Annotated in this window: 17 protein-coding genes and 2 tRNA genes; 8 read left to right on the forward strand and 11 right to left on the reverse strand. The window is 39.1% G+C overall.

The features are described from left to right. Nucleotides 1-22 precede the first annotated feature (22 nt). The 4 genes from RT138_RS05395 (at nucleotide 23) to kdsB (ending at nucleotide 2913) form a co-directional block, all read left to right on the forward strand. Nucleotides 23-403, forward strand: a complete 381-nt coding sequence (locus RT138_RS05395; RefSeq protein WP_185214378.1) for a hypothetical protein — start codon at nucleotides 23-25, stop codon at nucleotides 401-403. A gap of 102 nt (nucleotides 404-505) precedes the next feature. Next, complete coding sequence (gene trpS, locus RT138_RS05400; protein WP_313189890.1) at nucleotides 506-1504, forward strand: tryptophan--tRNA ligase; 999 nt, start codon at nucleotides 506-508, stop codon at nucleotides 1502-1504. A 3-nt stretch (nucleotides 1505-1507) separates the two neighbouring features. After that, the gene (locus tag RT138_RS05405; protein ID WP_094256336.1) at nucleotides 1508-2122 is read left to right on the forward strand and encodes a deoxynucleoside kinase; all 615 of its coding nucleotides are present in this window, start codon (nucleotides 1508-1510) and stop codon (nucleotides 2120-2122) included. A gap of 44 nt (nucleotides 2123-2166) precedes the next feature. Then, on the forward strand, nucleotides 2167-2913 hold the full coding sequence (gene kdsB, locus RT138_RS05410) for a 3-deoxy-manno-octulosonate cytidylyltransferase (protein WP_313189891.1): 747 nt from the start codon (nucleotides 2167-2169) through the stop codon (nucleotides 2911-2913). Between the two features lie 87 nt (nucleotides 2914-3000). On the opposite strand, the gene RT138_RS05415 is transcribed toward kdsB, so the two are convergent. The 3 genes from RT138_RS05415 to RT138_RS05425 are packed head-to-tail and all read right to left on the reverse strand — an operon-like array spanning nucleotide 3001 to nucleotide 5544. Further along, entirely contained in the window at nucleotides 3001-3897 is an 897-nt protein-coding gene (locus RT138_RS05415; protein ID WP_313189892.1) for an aldo/keto reductase, read from the reverse strand. Further along, complete coding sequence (locus tag RT138_RS05420) at nucleotides 3881-4555, reverse strand: FKBP-type peptidyl-prolyl cis-trans isomerase (RefSeq protein WP_313189893.1); 675 nt, start codon at nucleotides 4553-4555, stop codon at nucleotides 3881-3883. Before RT138_RS05420 ends, RT138_RS05415 begins: the two co-directional genes overlap by 17 nt. Then, nucleotides 4555-5544, reverse strand: a complete 990-nt coding sequence (locus tag RT138_RS05425) for a glycosyltransferase family protein (protein WP_313189894.1) — start codon at nucleotides 5542-5544, stop codon at nucleotides 4555-4557. The genes RT138_RS05420 and RT138_RS05425 overlap by 1 nt, the downstream gene beginning before the upstream one ends. A gap of 113 nt (nucleotides 5545-5657) precedes the next feature. Between RT138_RS05425 and RT138_RS05430 the strand changes: the two genes are divergently transcribed. Next, nucleotides 5658-6596 (forward strand): zinc dependent phospholipase C family protein, encoded by a 939-nt coding sequence (locus RT138_RS05430; RefSeq protein WP_313189895.1) that lies wholly within the window; start codon nucleotides 5658-5660, stop codon nucleotides 6594-6596. 52 nt (nucleotides 6597-6648) lie between these two features. Next, on the forward strand, nucleotides 6649-8517 hold the full coding sequence (locus RT138_RS05435; RefSeq protein ID WP_313189896.1) for a TonB-dependent receptor domain-containing protein: 1869 nt from the start codon (nucleotides 6649-6651) through the stop codon (nucleotides 8515-8517). A gap of 49 nt (nucleotides 8518-8566) precedes the next feature. Here RT138_RS05435 and RT138_RS05440 read toward each other — a convergent pair whose 3' ends face one another. The 8 genes from RT138_RS05440 to RT138_RS05475 all read right to left on the reverse strand — a co-directional run bounded on the left by RT138_RS05440 (nucleotide 8567) and on the right by RT138_RS05475 (nucleotide 17822). Beyond that, a complete protein-coding gene (locus RT138_RS05440; RefSeq protein WP_313189897.1) occupies nucleotides 8567-8890 on the reverse strand; it encodes an integrase core domain-containing protein in 324 nt (107 codons plus the stop codon). Between the two features lie 78 nt (nucleotides 8891-8968). Continuing rightward, nucleotides 8969-9199, reverse strand: coding sequence for a hypothetical protein (locus RT138_RS05445; protein ID WP_313189898.1), 231 nt, complete (start codon nucleotides 9197-9199; stop codon nucleotides 8969-8971). Nucleotides 9200-9201: 2 nt separating this feature from the next. Then, on the reverse strand, nucleotides 9202-9432 hold the full coding sequence (locus tag RT138_RS05450; protein WP_313189899.1) for a hypothetical protein: 231 nt from the start codon (nucleotides 9430-9432) through the stop codon (nucleotides 9202-9204). Between the two features lie 173 nt (nucleotides 9433-9605). Further along, nucleotides 9606-9731, reverse strand: coding sequence for a hypothetical protein (locus RT138_RS05455; RefSeq protein ID WP_313189900.1), 126 nt, complete (start codon nucleotides 9729-9731; stop codon nucleotides 9606-9608). A 219-nt stretch (nucleotides 9732-9950) separates the two neighbouring features. Next, entirely contained in the window at nucleotides 9951-10268 is a 318-nt protein-coding gene (trxA, locus tag RT138_RS05460) for a thioredoxin (protein ID WP_093096263.1), read from the reverse strand. A gap of 101 nt (nucleotides 10269-10369) precedes the next feature. Next, nucleotides 10370-14791 (reverse strand): DNA polymerase III subunit alpha, encoded by a 4422-nt coding sequence (gene dnaE / locus RT138_RS05465; RefSeq protein WP_313189901.1) that lies wholly within the window; start codon nucleotides 14789-14791, stop codon nucleotides 10370-10372. A gap of 268 nt (nucleotides 14792-15059) precedes the next feature. Then, on the reverse strand, nucleotides 15060-15578 hold the full coding sequence (locus tag RT138_RS05470; protein ID WP_185214370.1) for an OmpA family protein: 519 nt from the start codon (nucleotides 15576-15578) through the stop codon (nucleotides 15060-15062). A gap of 54 nt (nucleotides 15579-15632) precedes the next feature. Continuing rightward, nucleotides 15633-17822: a glucoamylase family protein gene (locus RT138_RS05475; protein WP_313189902.1), complete on the reverse strand. Its 2190-nt coding sequence runs from the start codon at nucleotides 17820-17822 to the stop codon at nucleotides 15633-15635. A 170-nt stretch (nucleotides 17823-17992) separates the two neighbouring features. Between RT138_RS05475 and RT138_RS05480 the strand changes: the two genes are divergently transcribed. Together RT138_RS05480 and RT138_RS05485 are read left to right on the forward strand one after the other, a co-directional pair. Continuing rightward, nucleotides 17993-18065: transfer RNA gene (locus tag RT138_RS05480), tRNA-Gly, on the forward strand. A gap of 5 nt (nucleotides 18066-18070) precedes the next feature. Beyond that, nucleotides 18071-18155 (forward strand) — tRNA-Leu (locus tag RT138_RS05485). The last annotated feature ends 962 nt before the right edge of the window (nucleotides 18156-19117 follow it).

The raw sequence follows: 19117 nt of genomic DNA on the forward strand, positions 1-19117 counted from the left end.
TAACAATTTATAAACTTCTATTATGCAAACTAAAACTGAGTACCTAATTTGGGACAAAATCGTCTCAAGTGCGAAAAGTCGTTTTGATGCTGATTTATATGCCAATAAATTCAGAAATATGAATCCAGAATTGTTTGATAAACTGATCCTACATATCATTGTTGGATTTGCTTCTGGAGAAGACCATGATAGTATTTCAACCAACCTACACAACGAATTGGAACATTTAGGGATTGATGTCCGTGAGGGCGTCATCGACACCATTGTATCGGATAAACATGTCACCTTCTCGTGTGAAATCTATGCGGCCTACCTTACTTTTTCCATGCTGGAAGATGGAGCCTTGGAAGTTGAAGTATTGGGTTATGTTACCGACCTGCTGGAAAACCCTCATATTTATTAGGATAGCAAATTTCAATGCCTTCGGTTGAATTCCGATAAACCCCGTTTATCATCCGTACAAGCTGTATCAATTTTCCTGTTTTTTATGTAACTTCGCAGTTATATGGAAACCGTTGTTAGTGGTATTAGAAGTACCGGAAAATTACACCTTGGAAATTACTATGGGGCATTGAAAAATTTCGTCAAAATGCAAGACGAATACAATTGCTTCTTTTTTATCGCAGATTTACACTCTTTAACGACTCACCCTACGCCACATGGCCTCAAAGAAACTGTACGCAATGTGGTGGTAGAATACCTTGCCGCTGGATTAGACCCTGAAAAATCAACTATATACGTTCAATCTGATGTACCAGAAGTTGCCGAACTCTATCTTTACATGAATATGAATGCCTATTTAGGTGAACTGGAAAGATCTACAGCATTTAAGGATAAGGTTAGAGCTAACCCCAATAATGTCAATGCAGGTCTATTGACATATCCAGTCCTTATGGCCTGTGATATCTTGCTCCACCATGGAACAAAAGTGCCTGTAGGAAAAGATCAAGAGCAACATCTAGAAATGACCAGGACCTTTTCGAACAGGTTCAACCGTCTCTACGAGGTAGATTATTTCAAAGAAGCATTTGCATTCAGCTATGCAGATAAGCTCATCAAGATCCCAGGACTTTCTGGTCAAGGTAAAATGGGAAAATCAAACGGTGAAGCCGATTGCATCTATCTTTCCGACGCTGAGGAAGTAATCCGTAAAAAGATTATGCGCGCGGTAACCGATGCTGGTCCTACGGAACAGAACCAAGTAAAACCTGAAGCTGTACAAAACCTTTTCGATTTGATGAATGTCGTATCTACTCCTGATACCGTTCAACACTTCGATGGATTATATAATAAAGCCGAAATCCGCTACGGTGATTTCAAAAAACAACTTGCTGAAGATATGGTAAATGCCACCAGTGAGGTGAGAGCACGTATCCAAGAAATCAGTGAGGATGATGCTTACATTGCCAAAGTCCTTAAAATGGGCGCTGAAAAAGCCCAGGCAAGTGCCCAAAAAACAATGAAAGAAGTTCGCGAAATTATCGGTTTAAAAAAATTGTATTAGAATATGCATATAGCAATTGTTGGAAATATTGGAGCTGGTAAAACAACCTTAACAGAATTACTTGCTAAACACCTTAACTTTGAGCCTCAATTTGAAGCCGTAGAGAATAACCCTTACCTAGAGGATTTCTATAGCGATATGAAACGCTGGGCCTTTAACCTGCAGATTTTCTTCCTAAATTCTAGATTCCGCCATATTGTGGATCTACAGAATAGAGAGATCAATATGATCCAAGATAGGACCATCTATGAGGATGCTTACATCTTTGCAGAAAACTTATATGATATGGGCTTGATGAGTGCCCGCGATTTTGAAAACTATTCCGATATTTTTCAAAGCATTGTTAACTACATCAAACCACCGGATCTTTTGATCTACCTTCGTGCATCTGTCCCAACTTTAGTAAACAATATCCAAAAAAGAGGCCGTGACTACGAATCTGGAATACGTTTGGATTATCTTTCTAAACTGAACGAGAAATACGAGAAGTGGATCAATAATTATTCTGAAGGAAAACTATTGATTCTGGATAAGGATAATCTGGATTTTGCCAATAATCAGGAAGATCTCGGAAAAATTATCCAAAAAATAGAAGCCGAACTCTTCGGTTTATTTTAAGAACTAAAAAGCCGACATTCCTCGGCTTTTCTTATTTTTAACCTATGAAAGTAATTGGAATAATACCTGCTCGATACGATTCAACAAGATTTCCCGGTAAACCTCTGGTGGATATCGCCGGAATGACCATGATCCAACGTGTTTACAACCAAGTAAAACATGCCGCTTCACTCAACGAGGTTGTTGTCGCTACGGATGACCAAAGGATATTTGACCATGTGAAAAGTTTTGCGGGTAATGTCGTCATGACTAAAAAAGAACACCAATCTGGCACTGATCGCTGTGCCGAGGTCATCAATAACATCTCAGGATTTGATATTGCCATCAATATTCAAGGTGATGAACCTTTTATTGATCCTCAACAGATTGACTTACTGGTTTCCTGCTTCCAAAGGCCTGAAGTAGAAATCGCAACCCTTGTCCGTCCGATTCAAGAACTTACGGATCTGGAAAATGTAAATAAGCCGAAGGTGGTATTAAATCAAAAAAGCGAAGCATTGTATTTCTCTAGGCAGCCAATCCCCTATATGAGAGGTGCTGACATCAAAGAATGGCTCTCCAAAGAAACCTATTACAATCATATCGGCATCTATGGTTTTAAAGTTGAAACTTTAAAGGAATTAGCTAGATTACCGATATCTAAACTTGAAACAACAGAATCTTTGGAACAGCTCCGCTGGTTAGATAATGGCTACAGAATCCAAACTGCGGTATCAACCCATATTAACGATGCCATCGATAGCCCCAAAGATCTAGAGGATATCCTCAAAAAATATTTCAGCAAAAAATAAAAAATAAGGTCAAGATTTATTCTTGACCTTTATTCTATATCTCAATTCCTCCTGCACCTTCTATTAGATCAGAAGGACAAAATTCCTTTAATAACTAACTTCAGGCATATTCGCCAACAATTCCTGATAGTCCTGTAATTTAATCTTATTCATTTCGTCAACAACCAGGTCCAACGAATTAATTTGCTCTCTAGTCCTTATCCCGAGTACACTGCAGGCAACAGGATGATGCAGTAAGGGATATTTTAAGGCAAGTGCCAAATTGTTCACACCTAAACTATTTGCTATCTCTGATATTGCACGTTGGATCTCCAGAACTTCATGGACGGAATAGCTCAAATATTTCTGGGCAGCTTTTTTCAACAATAACCCTTGGGCTACAGTGCCACGTGCTAATACAGAAACTCCGCAATCCGCAAGTTCCTGAAAATATGCCTCTGGCCTCCGATCAAAGATACTGTACTGCATCATATCGGAAACTATTTGGCTATTCTCGGCATAATTTAGGAACACCTTTGGTCTAATGGATGAAATACCGTAATAGCGGATCTTTCCCTGCTGAACCAATAATTCAAAGGCTTCAACTATTTCATCAAATGGATCCTCAATGGTACCTCCATGTAATTGATAAAGATCGAGGTAATCAGTCCTTAGACGAATTAAAGATTCTTCAACGGATTTTAAGATATAGGTCTTACTTGGCACCCAATCCCAGCCACTTCCATCCTCTTTCCACTTATTCCCGACTTTGGAAGCCAAAATCCATTTATCACGATCACCCTCAAGCAACCTGCCTATCAATTCCTCGTTCTTCCCTTTATCATAAAGGTCTGATGTATCGAGGTAATTGATACCAAGCTCTTGAGCATGCTTGATAATATAGGAATTCGTTCCATCATGACCTTGCACCAGCGACATCGCGCCAAGTCCAATTTCAGATATCTTTAATTCCGATTTACCTAAGGTATTATATTGCATTCTCATTTGGGGATTTTATATCTAGTAGTTCCACATCAAAGATCAAAGTGCTGTATGGAGGAATTGGGCCACTGCCACGTTCTCCATAACCTAAATTATAAGGAATGAAAAATCTATATTTTGCTCCTTTTTTCATCAATGGAATACCGATTTTCCACCCTTCGATTACATTATCCAATTCAAGGTCCAATGGCTCACCACGTTCATAGGAATTATCAAAGGTTTCTCCAGTATGGACCTTTCCAATATAATGAACCTTTACCGTATCCGTTAATGAAGGATTCAATCCAGTTCCTTCTTTTAGGACTTCATATTGCACTCCCTCAGGTGTCACCTTTACTCCTGCTTTGCTTTTATTATTTGTCAAGAAATCTTCCGCAGATTTCTTCAATCCTGCACTCTTTTCGTCCTGGATCTTCTGTAATCCATCACGGATTATCTGCTCTCGGTCTTCATCCTTAAATAATGGCTCCTTACCTTCAAGCACATCTCCAATTGCTTGTAACAATTTCGCCTTATTGATAGGCAGATCCATCCTTTTAATATATGATCCTAAGTCTTGGCCTAAAGCATAAGACAAAGAATCATTGGCATTAGATAAGGCCTGTGCTTGACTTTGCGAACTTATTGCTAAACAAAAAAAGATTCCTAAAATGTACTTCATTATGGTTTATGGTTTTTTATTATTTTTTCGATTATCTCTGCCGTACAGTCTTGGTAATCCACATTTACCTTAGATTTTGCATTTAACCAGGATTCAATGTCCAACTCAGATTTCTTCTTTAGACTTTTGATCACAGGTACGCCAATTTCCTCCAGAGATGCTGCATTTAAATGTTGCTCATATTGGTTCTTCATTGGAATCACCAATAATTTCTTCCCTAAATATAGGGCTTCCGCAGGAGTTTCGAACCCTGCACCACATAAAACGCCTGAAGATTCTGCCATACTCTGTACAAAAGCATCCGAATTGATCGGATTGATGGAAACATTCTTTAGTCTAAATGGCTTCTTATTATGTTTTGAAAAAACCTCCCATTTCACATCCGTAAAACGTGATAGATGCTTTAATAAGTGTGAATCATCATAAGAAGGTAAATATACCGTATAATGCCCAAGATCCTTAGGTTCCAATTCTCTTACTGACTGCCTGATTACTGGAGTGAAGATATGGGATGCATAGGACTTAAAGTGAAAACCATAAGAAATATTCGATGGAGCATAATTCTTCATGATGAATTTCCCCAACATGTCCGACTCCTCAGGTTTAGGACTCGAAGGATCAAAAGCACCAATCTGATGACTTAGTCCAATACAGTTCTTTTCCTTAAAATAACATCCCCAAGCAGAAATGGGTTCAAAATCATTGATTACCAAATCATAGTCTTCCACTGGAACAGAATTCACTTCCTTGACAAATTTCCGGACTGTTGAACTCATAAAGGTCTTCCAAAGGTCTACACCACCAGACTTGCCAAAAATAAAGCTCAATCCATGGTATCGATATTTGACTTCAAATGGCAAATCGATATCGGCTTGTATGCCACTGATTAGAACATCGACCTGACCATATTCCCGAAGACATGGAATAATATCGATAGCTCGACATAAATGCCCATTTCCAGTCCCTTGAACAGCATATAATATTTTCATCGAATCAGTATTTGACTTCAGCAAAGTAACAAATTTCAGTTAACATGTTTCGACAAAATCTTATTTATCTTAACTTAAAATTATTATATTTCGATAAATCTCTACTAACCAACATGAAACAATGTGGTATTTTGTTCATCTCAGGAATTATTATCCTTATCCTATCTGCATGGGGATTTAAACCGCATAAATTGATGAATCAAAATGCCATTTTCACCCTCCCTGCAGATCTAAGTGTCTTTTATAAGAAACATCACTATCAAATCCGTGAGTATGCCATTAATGCCGATAAAAGGGTTTACATTGACCCAGCGGAGTCACCACGTCACTTTATTGATCTGGATCGTTGGGATCAGCACGATTCTATCCAGATTCCCTGGACTAATGCAAAGGAAAAATACCAGGAAAAATATTTGATCAGCCGTGGAATTGTCCCTTGGCAAATCGAGAGGTCATATCGTCAATTAAAAAAAGCCTTCTTCGAAAAGGATATTGACCGAATTATTAAGATCTCTGCAGACTTAGGTCATTATGTAGCTGATGCCCATGTTCCATTACATACCAGCAGCAATTATAACGGACAGTTCACAGACCAGATTGGAATCCATGCCCTATGGGAAACCCGATTGCCTGAAAGATATAGCAACAAGTATAGTTTATATGTCGGACCTGCGGTCTATATTGATGATGTTCTGGGTTTTGCTTGGCAGGCAGTGCTTGAAAGTCATTCCCTCCTCGACTCCGTATTAAAAGTTGAAAAGGATTTGTCAAATAAACTTCCAAAAGTCCTTCATCGATCCTTTATCCAGCGGGGTCAACAATTACAAACAAACTACTCCGACTTCTATGTCGCTAACTATCATAATCAGTTAAATGGTATGGTCATGCGCCGAATGAAAAAATCAATCCATGCCATCGGCTCAATATGGTTTACAGCATGGGTGGATGCAGGACAGCCTGACCTTGCCAACACTCAAATCTTAGATAATATAACAGACAGTATTGACCTTAATATCAATCATATCCCTAAAGGTCGAGAAGAATGGCATTAGAATATTCGTTCAACTAAACATTTTAACTAATTTTGGCAAAAATTTAATTAAAATGTCAACCAAGAAGTTATTATTCCTTTTTTGTTCTATACCTACATTCGCCTTTACACAAAGTTTGAATGATACGACCAAAATCTCAGAGGTCATCATTCAGGAAAACAGATTTCAGATTCCATTCAATCAACATAGCCGCAATATCCAGGTCTTGACGCAAAAGGACCTTAAGAAATTACCAAGTACAAGTATCAATGAGGTTTTAAGGTATGTATCTGGCGTAGATATCCGTCAGCGTGGTCCTTTCGGAACCCAAGCTGATATTGGCATCGATGGTGGTAGTTTCGACCAAACACTGGTATTGATCAATGGTGTTAAATTATCTGATCCACAGACAGGTCACCACATGCTCAATATCCCTATTCCATTAGAAGCAATTGAAAGAATTGAAATCCTTCGTGGACCTGCCTCCAGGATGTATGGAATCAACGCCCTTACCGGAGCTGTCAATATTGTAACCAAACAAGTGGAACATAATTCAGTATATACCCATCTATATGCAGGTACTTCTTTTGACAAAGTGGAAGAAACGGATAAGGATGGCATCTATTATGGAACAGGTATTCAAGTTGGAGGAACTTTTTATAATAAAAGCAATCAGCATCAATTATATGCCAGTAAAGAGCATAGCAATGGACAGCGATATAATACTGGCTCTGATAACGAAAAAATCTATTATCAAAACAACCTAGTCATTAATTCGGACAACAGGATCCAAATGATGGCTGGCTATATGAACAACAGATTCGGAGCAAATGGCTATTATGCAGCACCTGGTGATAAAAATTCAGAAGAGTTGGTGGAGACATTTTTATCAAGTATTTCCTCTCAACACCAACTGAACGAAAACTGGTACCTGAATCCTAGGATCAATTACCGCTATAATGATGATGATTATAGATACTTTAAAGATGATTTGAGCAAAGGAAGAAGCCATCACTACACACATAGCCTCTCAGGAGAATTAAATGCATACAGACAATTTAAATACGGTGATCTGGGATTAGGGATTGAATCAAGACATGAAAAGATCAATAGCTCCAACATTGGAGATCATAGTCGCAATAACCTTGGATTCTTCACTGAATTCCGTTCAACTTATTTTAGGAAGTTTATTTTCAACCTAGGAGCCTATATCAATTACAATTCTGATTACGATTGGCAGGTATTCCCTGGACTAGATATCAGTTACCTGATCAATGACAACTGGAAGATTTCGGCAAGCAGTGGGACCAGTCAAAGGATCCCAACCTTTACAGACCTGTATCTAAACCAAAGACCCGGAAATATTGGTAATCCAGATCTAAAAAGTGAAAATGCTTGGCAAAACGAAATCGGAACTTCCTATACTAAAGATAACCTCAGTGTAAGGGCAGGTTACTTTTATCGTGATATCGATAACTTTATTGATTGGATGCGTGAAAGTACGGATGTACCTTACCAAGCAAATAATTTAGGGAACAATAAAACCCACGGAATCTTTTCCATTCTATTATACAATTACCAGATTGCCGAAAGAAAAAGCTTGAACTTCAACTTTTCATACAGCCATTTAAACCCTTCTATTGTAAACAATTACAAGAACAGCATAATCAAATACGGAATCGAAAGCTTAAAACATCAGGCTATCGCAACCATTAGCTTGCATACCGGAAATTGGAATTTTATTACTGCAAATCGTTGGCTAGAAAGGACTTCAAACAACTCATATTTTGTATCCGATGCCCGCATTGCATTCCAAAAATCCAAGTATACCATCTACGGCGATATCCAGAATATATTTGATGCACAATACATCGAAGTTGGAGCAGTCCCAATGCCAAGCCGCTGGGCTACATTAGGGTTTAAGTATAACATTAAATTATAGATTTGAGATGTAAGATGTGAGATATGAGATGTGAGATAGATGTCCATCCCTAAATAGGGTTGACCGTTTTTATACTTATCTCATTTTCATCAAATATAGTTAAAAGTGGTTTAGGAGATAACATTCCCCTAAACCACTTTTTTTCAAACTCTTCTGGGGTTGACCTTCCTAAGGAATCATGGTTCCTTCTCTTATTGTACTGTTCTACCGCCCTGCTTACCATTTTCTTTAAACGCTTGAAGCTTTCGGGCTTCCAATAGTTTATATATTCGTTCTTTATTGTTCCATTGATCCTTTCGGCATATGCGTTGTCCTGTGCGATCTTCCCCATGCTTACCTTGCAGTCATTTGCCCTGAGCAGCTCAAGGTACATGGAAGAATGGTACTGGACCCCTTTGTACAGGATTGCCTCGTCTACATAATTATTCTTTGCTAAATAACTTAATACAGGTTAATAAGGCCTTTTCCCTCCCAGCCATCTTAGTAACCCTTCACTACCAAATAATAGATAAATAATCAATCCACCAATAATAAGAAATAATACAAAACATCCAGTTGCGTTGTTTTCAATTTCTTTACGATCAGACTCAGGCATTTTAGCCATTCTTTCAGCATGAGCTTCCCTTAACTTACGTCTACCATAAGCAGTATTTGGGTTGTAAGGTTTCCGAGGCCTTGCCATGATTAATTTCTATTAATCCTATTCCTAATTTCTCGTAATAGCTCATTGGTTTCATTCTGCAATCTAATCTGGTCTTTTTGATTGTTAAGCAAGTCAAAAATTTTGTAATACCATAATATTACACCTCTTAATGCAAAGAACAATATTATCCCAACAATAAGTGAAATTAATAAAACAGCGATTGAGCCTCCGTTACTGGATGTTCCGGTAGCAATTTGTAGTAAAGTATTCATAATTGTAAGTTTGGTCTATGCAAGTTAATAATTAAATTTTTTCACCAAGCTTATATTATTAAGAATAAATTTTTTACTGTTAAAAATGGATTTGATGTTCCTTGCGGATTGCCAATAAGGATTTGACACTTAACAAAATAGTTATTCTTTCTAGTATTAATTCTTAAGAGAATTCAGCCGCACATACAGGCATTCATCCCTGAAACCTTATTAACGGTATTCCGCCATTTATCTTGGCCCATCCTCTCATCCTTTCCATCCTGGTTCAAATCCAAATCTTGGTCTATCCTCTCATCCATTCAATCCTGGTTCAAATCCAGATCTTGGTCCATCCTCTCATCCTTTTCATCCTGGTTCAAACCCAGATCTTGGCCCATCCGGTGGGTGAGCCTGTCGAACCCCCATCCCGTACCCTGAGCTGTACCCCGAGCGGAGTCGAGGGGGGCGTCGAAGGGCATCCTGGTTCAAAAAACAGGGCGATTATTTCTAATCGCCCTGCCTTATTTTGTTTTCTAGTCTTAAAGTTGTTTCTCTAATTTATCAGTCAATACTGATTTTGGAACAGCACCGATTTGTTTGTCAACAATCTCACCATTCTTAAAGAACAACAAAGCCGGGATATTACGGATTCCATAACGAACAGAAATATCTGGATTGTTATCAACATTAACTTTACCTACCACTGCTTTACCTTCGTACTCCGTTGCAATCTCATCCACCAATGGACCTACCATACGACATGGGCCACACCATTCTGCCCAAAAGTCAATTAGTACTGGTTTATCTGATTTTAATACAACTTCATCAAAGTTGCCATCTGTAATTTCTAATGCCATTTTGATTATGTTTTTATGATTTTACAATTTAAATGAACACAAATATAAGCAATCGCTTATACATGCTATTTACTTACAACTATTATTTTTTTTATATGCTATCAATTTAATTTATATCGCACACTCTCTAAAGCTTCCAATCCATCCAAAAATTCATTGGTGATAAAAATCTTCTTCCGCTTTACAGGCATTTCAATGGACAATTCATCCTGAAGATCCATGATCATAAACTTTAATTGACAGTTTGCCTCTTGTCCTTCTAATTGAGTATAACTCACTAACTCTTCTAATGTTTTGACAAATTCCTGATTTAAGATATGCAATGGAAACTGAATCGTAAAAGATTTAGCCATCTTTTCGCGTAAATCAGATAGCAATTGGATACCTTTCAGCTCAAATCCCCAGTTACCAACTTGTTTGAAACGCTCTTGCACCAACCCTCTGATCTGAACAAAATAGCCTTCCTGTAGATAGCCTTTAAATTTCACATAGTCCTCACCAAAGACCATGATCTCATAGGAGTCCGAATAATCTTCAATAATAAAGGAACCAAATGGTTTACCTGACTTAGCAACCCTATGGTTAGCCATGGCCACGATACCTCCTAAAACAACCTCCTTATTCTTGATCCGGTTAAATTCTAATAATAGCTCCTGCTCTACTTCAGCAGCCTTTACTTTATTGATCATTTGTAAGTCTGTCACATTATTTGGACAGAAATGACGCATTTCAAACTTATAATTATCCAAAGGGTGACTGGTCAAATAAATACCGATCACATCCTTTTCATATTTCAATTTTTCGATCAAACCCCATGCTGGACATGGATTTAGGGTTGGTTCTGGCAATTCAACAGCTCCTCCCGCTCCAAAAAGACTTACTTGAGCAGAGTTCTCATTCTCTTTAAACTTATGGGCAAATTTAATGGCCTTCTCAATTCCGGAACTACTGTCCGTATCGGAGAAGAAGTATTGTGCACGATGGGTATCCGAAAAGGAATCAAACCCTCCGGCATAAGCCAAGCTTTCGAATGCCTTTTTATTGATCATCCGAAGATCTACGCGTTTTGCTAAGTCAAAGATTGATTTATAAGGACCATCTGCCCTGCTATTTACAATAGTTTCTACAGCTCCTGCTCCTACACCCTTCACTGCTCCAATACCAAAACGGATAGCACCTTCATCATTTACCGTAAACTTATAATGCGACTCATTAACATCTGGACCTAAGACCGTTAAACCCATTCTCCTACACTCTTCCATAAAGAACGTTACTTGCTTGATATCGTTCATGTTATTGGAAAGTACAGCCGCCATATATTCCGCTGGATAATGTGCTTTTAGGTAGGCTGTCTGATAGGCGACCCAGGCATAACAGGTGGAGTGGGATTTATTGAAGGCATAGGATGCAAATGCTTCCCAGTCAGTCCAGATCTTTTCCAAAACCTTTGCACTATGCCCATTCGCCTCTGCTTGGGAAATAAACTTAGGCTTCATCTTATCCAAGACGGCCTTTTGTTTCTTACCCATCGCTTTACGGAGAACGTCGGCATCACCTTTAGAGAACCCCGCAAGCTTCTGGGACAGAAGCATTACCTGCTCTTGGTAAACCGTAATACCATAGGTTTCACTCAGGTATTCCTCACAGGCATCCAAGTCATAAGTAATGGGCTCGATCCCGTGCTTACGTTTTACGAAACTAGGAATGTATTCCATAGGACCTGGACGATATAATGCATTCATGGCAATTAAATCCGCAAAAACTGTCGGTTTTAATTCCTTCATGTATTTCTGCATCCCCGGAGACTCATACTGGAAGATTCCGATGGTCTCACCCCGTTGGAACAGTTCGTAGGTCTTTACATCATCAATAGGGAAATTATCGGGATCCAAATCGATGTCATGGCTCAATTTTACGTTGATAACGGTATCCTTGATTAAGGTTAACGTTTTTAAGCCTAGAAAGTCCATCTTCAACAGACCTGCACTTTCAACGACCGAGTTGTCGAATTGGGTGACATATAGATCTGAATCCTTCGCAAGCGATACTGGAACGAAATTCGTAATATCATCCGGTGTGATGATTACCCCACAGGCATGGATACCCGTATTCCGCATTGATCCTTCCAAGACCCTGGCCTGTTTGATGGTCTCCGCTTCAATACCGGCACCATCAGCCAAAGACTTCAGTTTATTGACGGCTTCCAACTCTTCACTACGCAAAACTTCCTTCAGCGCTTTGTCCTCCAGATTGAAGATCTTACTTAGTTTCAAGTTAGGAATCAATTTTGCAATTTCATTGGCATCAGAAAGTGGAAGATCCAAAACCCGAGCAGTATCCTTGATAGAAGATTTCGCTGCCATGGTTCCATAAGTAATGATCTGAGCTACTTGTGATGCTCCATATTTGTCGATTACATATTGCATTACCCGACCACGCCCCTCATCATCGAAGTCGATATCAATATCGGGCATGGAAACACGGTCAGGATTCAAGAAACGCTCAAATAGCAAATCATATAAGATGGGGTCTATATTGGTAATCCCCAAACAATAGGCAACGGCAGACCCTGCTGCCGAACCACGACCCGGACCTACTGACACTCCCATTTCACGGGCTGCAGCAATAAAGTCCTGTACGATCAAGAAATAACCAGGATACCCTGTTTTCTCAATCGTTGCCAATTCAAAATCCAATCGCTCCCGAATGGAATCGGTAATCTCAGGATATCGTTTCTCCGCACCAATATAGGTCAGGTGCCTTAAGAAGGCATTCTCTCCACGCTTTCCACCATCAACCAAATCCTCTTCCGATTGGAACTGTTCAGGGATTTCAAATTTTGGAAGCAAGACATCCCTATTCAAGGAATAAATCTCAATCTTATCCAAAACCTCCTGAATATTGATGATGGCATGTGGTGTATCTTTAAAAACCTGCTTCATTTCATCAGCAGATTTGAAATAATATTCTTGGTTTGGTAAACCAAATCGGAATCCGCGACCTCTCCCTTTCGGTGTAGATAGCTTTTCACCATCCTTAACACATAATAGAATATCGTGCGCGTGCGCATCAGCCTTATTGACGTAATACGTATTGTTGGTTCCGATTACCTTCACCTGATGTTTTTCTGCCAGTTGGACCAAGGTATCATTTACCCTGTTTTCGTCTTCCTGACCATGTCGCATCAGTTCAATATAGAAATCCTCGCCAAATTGTTCCTTCCACCAGATCAGAGCTTCCTCAGCTTGGGCTTCACCAATATTTAAGACCTTGCTAGGAACCTCACCATTTAGGTTACCTGAAAGAACGATCAAATCTTCTTTATAGCGTTCGACAGTTTCCTTATCGATCCTCGGCACATAATAAAATCCTTCAGTATAAGCTACTGAAGCCATTTTTGCCATGTTGTGATATCCATTTTTGTTCTTGGCCAAAAAGACAATTTGATAACCATTGTCTTTTCTGCTTTTGTCTTTACGGTTTTCACAAACATAGAATTCACAGCCTACAATTGGTTTGATGATCCTACCATCATAGGTCTCGCCATTTTCTTCAGCTTCCTTAATTTTTGCTTCTACATCCTTATTGTGACCTAAGGTCTTGCTAACAAAGTGAAAGGCTCCCATCATATTACCATGGTCCGTCATGGCAACTGCCGACATTTTATGCTTGGCTGCTGCTTGGATCAGGTTATCAATGGAAATTGTCGACTGTAAAACTGAAAATTGGGTATGATTATGTAAGTGGGCAAACTCAGCAGCTTCAAATTTAGCTAGAGTTTCAGGATCAATGACAACCTTTTTAACCCCCATGCTTTCCTCTTGACGGATTGCATCAGAGGCAGCCTTAAGATTAACATGCTTCAGTCCTACCGATTCAACAACGGAAGGATTCTCTTTTCTAAATTCTACAAAATAGCCGGTATCAACCTGAAGATCACTTGGCGTAAATACATCTTTTCTGATCAGCTCAAAAAAGCATCGCGTAGTTGCTTCCACGTCGGCTGTAGCATTGTGCGCCTCCGCAAATGGAACCCCAAATAGATAGCTGTGTAATTCAGTTAGGTTAGGTAGCTTATATCGGCCACCACGACCACCGGGAAGTTTCAAGAGCTCTGCCGTGACTTCCGTACAGGTATCAAGGATGGGCATGGAAGCCATTGGACTATCCACCTGATAACGGTAAAATTCACAGCCCATAATATTGATATCAAAACCAATATTCTGACCTACAACAAATTTCGCCTTAGTTAATGCTTCATTGAATTTAACTAAAACATCAGTTAGGGGTATACCCTCAGATTCAGCCAATTCAGTAGAGATCCCATGGATTTTTTCAGAATCATAGGGAATGTTGAAACCATCCGGCTTGATCAAATAATCCTGATGCTCAACCAGCCTTCCCATTTCATCGTGCAATTGCCAAGCAATCTGAATACACCTCGGCCAGTTATCTGTATCCGTAATTGGTGCATCCCAACGCTTTGGCAAACCCGTAGTCTCCGTATCAAAAATTATATACATCTTTCTCTTCTCCCTAAAACTTTGAACTAACAAAAATACTTAATATTATCCTAATAAACTCCCAAATTCTAGGAACTAAAATCTCCAATTCTTTAAGTAAATCTAAACTAGGATTTTAAAGGCAAAGCTCTGTTTCTAAAAAGTCATTTTGCGATTTTAGATTTCCATATCGATCAATTAACAAAGTAGCAACCTATCAAATTCCAGTAAACAAAAAAACGCAGCCCATTAACTTCGGACTGCGTTTTTATATATTTTTAGAGGTTCTTTATTTCAAGATCACTACTTCTACTCTTCTGTTCTTTTGTCTTCCTTCTGGAGTTTTGTTGTCAGCAATTGGTTTGGTCTGGCCCAAACCTTTTGTTGAAATTCGAGCATCAGATATCCCCGCATCTACCAAAAACTTCTCCACCGAAGCTGCACGCTTGTCTGACAGCCAAACATTGTACTCCGGAGTACCTGTAGCATCCGTATGTCCATCAACTCTGATCTTTGAACTGGCGTTGGAAGTCTTCAATACCTTCACCAATTTGCTCAATTCAGTTTTTGCTCCATCCGTTAAATACGAAGAATTCGTCGGGAACAATAAATCGGATGATATGGAAACTAAAATACCTTCATTTGTCTGCTTCGCGTCCTCAAATTCTCTCTTCACATTTTTCAATCCATCATTGGTTCCATCTTGGCTGACTACAGCCCCTGGGTTCACAACCAATGCTTGTTGTTTACAAGAAAATAAAGTAAGACCCGCTAAAAAAATTAAAGTTAAATAGTTGATTCGCTTCATGAGTTTTTATAAAGTTATTATTCCGTAAATATAATGATATTACTATTAAAAATGTCACTTCTTGAAGATTCTTTGTTCCGCAGATCTGATTTCTGGAATTGCCTGATATAAGTTCCAGATCAGTCCTGTTCTGGCGTTCTCCAACAGGATAGCAAGGTTGGATTGGTTGTTGGCAATATACTCATCAGAAACATCATCGGTCCGCAAATCCATCCATGCCCTAAAACCATATTCGGTAAAGAGGTATTCTCCAAATTGATTGTACATAGCATACATGGAACGCTTAGAACGGCTCTCATCCAAAAACATGGACGAGATCGCTATGGCCGGATTGATCCGGAACGTACCAATACTGTCTCTATATTGATAGAATCCCCAAATGTCAGAATTTGAAGTGCCTACGCCAATCTCATTATCCCTGCGTTTAGCCACTTGCGTATATTTCTGTAGAACTGATTTCAGGTCATACTCTCCTACCTTACTTAGATTCGGGTTGATCGTATTAAATGGCCTGTACATATCCAATAGACTCGTGGTATAGTTTCCAAATGGAAGTTTGATACCATACATCAGGGTATCATGCGCTGAAGCCACTTTAAATATGGAATCCTGCCCAGGAACGGAAACTAATACCTTTTCAGAATCCATCCCCAGATTAAGGGAATCCCCTAAATTGGTTTCATGATCGTTACCCATCCGACGGATCGAATTTCTTCCCCTTGGCTTTTCAAATCTATATTTTAAGGCGTTGGCAAAGGCCTCAGGTGGCAAGCTAGATTTTGTTGAAGCAATGGCTAACATATAGGCATTTAGGCCTCCATTTATACCAACCAAGGGATCAAAGGTAAAATATTCATCTACCATATCGATTGCTGACCTCAACACCAAAGGATCAGACGGCAAGGTCACTCCTCTCCAATCCAATCTTTCCCACAACTGCGTAATATCGGCTCGTAACTTATTTTCATCTGCAGCATCAGTGGTCAGGTACTGACGGATGACCAATAAAGCTTCCATCAAGGAACTCGTGGCTTGCACGTCATAACGTGGAATATCGTCTAGATATAAGGGCAGTCCTTTTCTACCATCAAAATAAGCAGGAAAGAAGCCTTTATTGTTTTGGGCCTTACCCAAAAAACCTACAATCCGTTTTACCCGACTTAGGAACAATGCTTTGCTTACAAATCCTTTCTCTACACCCACCAACATACTCAACATGGCACCCCCGGTTTCACGAACCGATACCACCGCTTTATCTTTCATGCGGTAGGGCATGTACATTCCTGAATTGATATCGTAATTTTCAACGAAATAATTCACGTTGGCAAGTTGGATCAGATCCAATAACTGATCTTCATTAAGTTGTTTGGGTTCTACTTCTAGTACATCTGAAAATGGAGATTCACGGTAGTTATAATCCACCCATGCAATCTTATAATAATATTTCTTATCTAAAACAGGTACATAGTCCAAGCTCCTCAGCATATAGGTCGGTCGGATGGCCACTGCTTTAAATTCTTTATTGTCCAAGGAACGATAGATCTTTACATAGCGGATACTTGGTGTCAATGGAACCTGCCACTGTAGGTCCACATGCTTCCCATAAGCAGTAGCTTTCGATAATACAGCATTGGAGGTCAAGGGAGCTTCTGAATATTTGGTAGGAAGGAATTCTATCTGATCCAGGAATAATTGATTGGTCACCTCACTGGAGTGATGTTGCCTAAGGATAACCCCAGAGATATTATGGTCAGTATTTAAGCCAGCAAATTCCTTTAAAGGGATCTTCACGCTCATCCAACTGCTATGGTTATAATCTTCGATATAATCTCCCAAAGGGATAGAAACCGACTGATTCATTCCCTGTTGGATAGAAATGGAAGGTAAGTTTTCAGCTTTTGTACCAGCAGAACCTACAAAGATCTTCAGGCTCAGGATATCATCGAAGGACACCCGATAGTGAAATTTCTGCCTACTATACTTGATCAGCACATCCCAATCTCCCATTTCGGAAGAAATATATTTTAGGGAAAGCGCATTACCAGGAGTAAAAAATAAGCTGTCCGAAACCAAAAGGTTTTTCTGGACATTCTCCACCCAACTATCGCCCGAATAATTAACGATACTGCGGGCATAAGTTCCTTTCACCAAACTATTATCAAATACCACCTCAGGATAGGATTCAGCTTTACTGTTCACGCCCAGAAAGCATAAAAAGAGTATAGTAAAGAGTCGAAGTTGCATAAACAAGAATTAATCTACGAAAATAGATAAAAATCGCGCCAAAAGCTATTATTATGCCCTTTTTCTGGCTTCGTGATAAAATTATTACGCACATTACAAGCACATTGCATTTTTTATCAGGATATTATTTTTCAACTTTGTTAAATCTCTCTATATTTGCAGCACGTCAAGCGAAAGTAGCTCAGTTGGTAGAGCACAACCTTGCCAAGGTTGGGGTCGCGAGTTCGAATCTCGTCTTTCGCTCAGTTGCCTAGGTGGTGGAACTGGTAGACACGCAGGACTTAAAATCCTGTTCCCGTTAAGGGAGTGCGGGTTCGATTCCCGCCCTAGGTACAGAAAAAAGCCGCTTATTGCGGCTTTTTTAGTATATAAGTATTGAGTATTTAGTATTTAGACCTATAGTTTCCTAAATAGATATACCCTTAAAGGGGGTGACAACTTTGTAGAAAAATTTATTGTAATAACGATCAATCCCTAGCAGGCCTGTAATGTTTTTTTATTTGAGGAAACTTCCATTTCTGATCGATTTTGAAGAGTCTATAAGATTTTCCTCTACCCATCCCTGTCTTCGTCAAAATAAAATTTAATGATTTCAAATAGGTTATCCTATTGTTCCGACAGCTTTCCTTCGTCAGGGACAGCGTGGAGTTTTCTGAAGCTGTTAACTTTAAACTAAAAACAATCTTTTATTCTCTGTGTCACCCTGAGCCCCCCCGAAGGGTCTCGAGTCTATACTCTTAAAAAATGGTTTCCTCATCTTGCGATTTCGGAATGACTCACTCTTCTTAAAAGAATCAAAAATAGATTCTTCGTTTCACTCTGAATCCCACTTTAACGCATTATTATTCTGATATACCCATCCCTGTCATCGTCAATCTTCGATTGACGAACTGTACGCCAATACAAACTATCTAAGATTAACCCACTGAACGTCAATCCAAATTGGATAATAGCTTTATCCTTCTTTAGCGCATTATTATTCTGATATACCCATCCTTGTCATCGTCAATCGAAGATTGACGAACTGTACACCAATACAAACTATCTAAGATTGACACACTGAACGTCAATCCAAATTGGATAATAGTTTAAGTTTGCATTGTTCCGAGATACTTCGGATGAACCTCAGTATGACTAAAAAAAATAAATTCTTCGCCTTATCCTGAATCCCTCTTCAGCGCATTATTATTCTGATATTCCCATCTCTGTCATCGTCAATCGAAGATTGACGAACTGTACGCCAATACAAACTATCTAAGATTGACACACTGAACGTCAATCCAAATTGGATAATA

This window comes from Sphingobacterium sp. (genome assembly GCF_032065005.1).
In the GTDB taxonomy this organism is placed as follows: domain Bacteria; phylum Bacteroidota; class Bacteroidia; order Sphingobacteriales; family Sphingobacteriaceae; genus Sphingobacterium.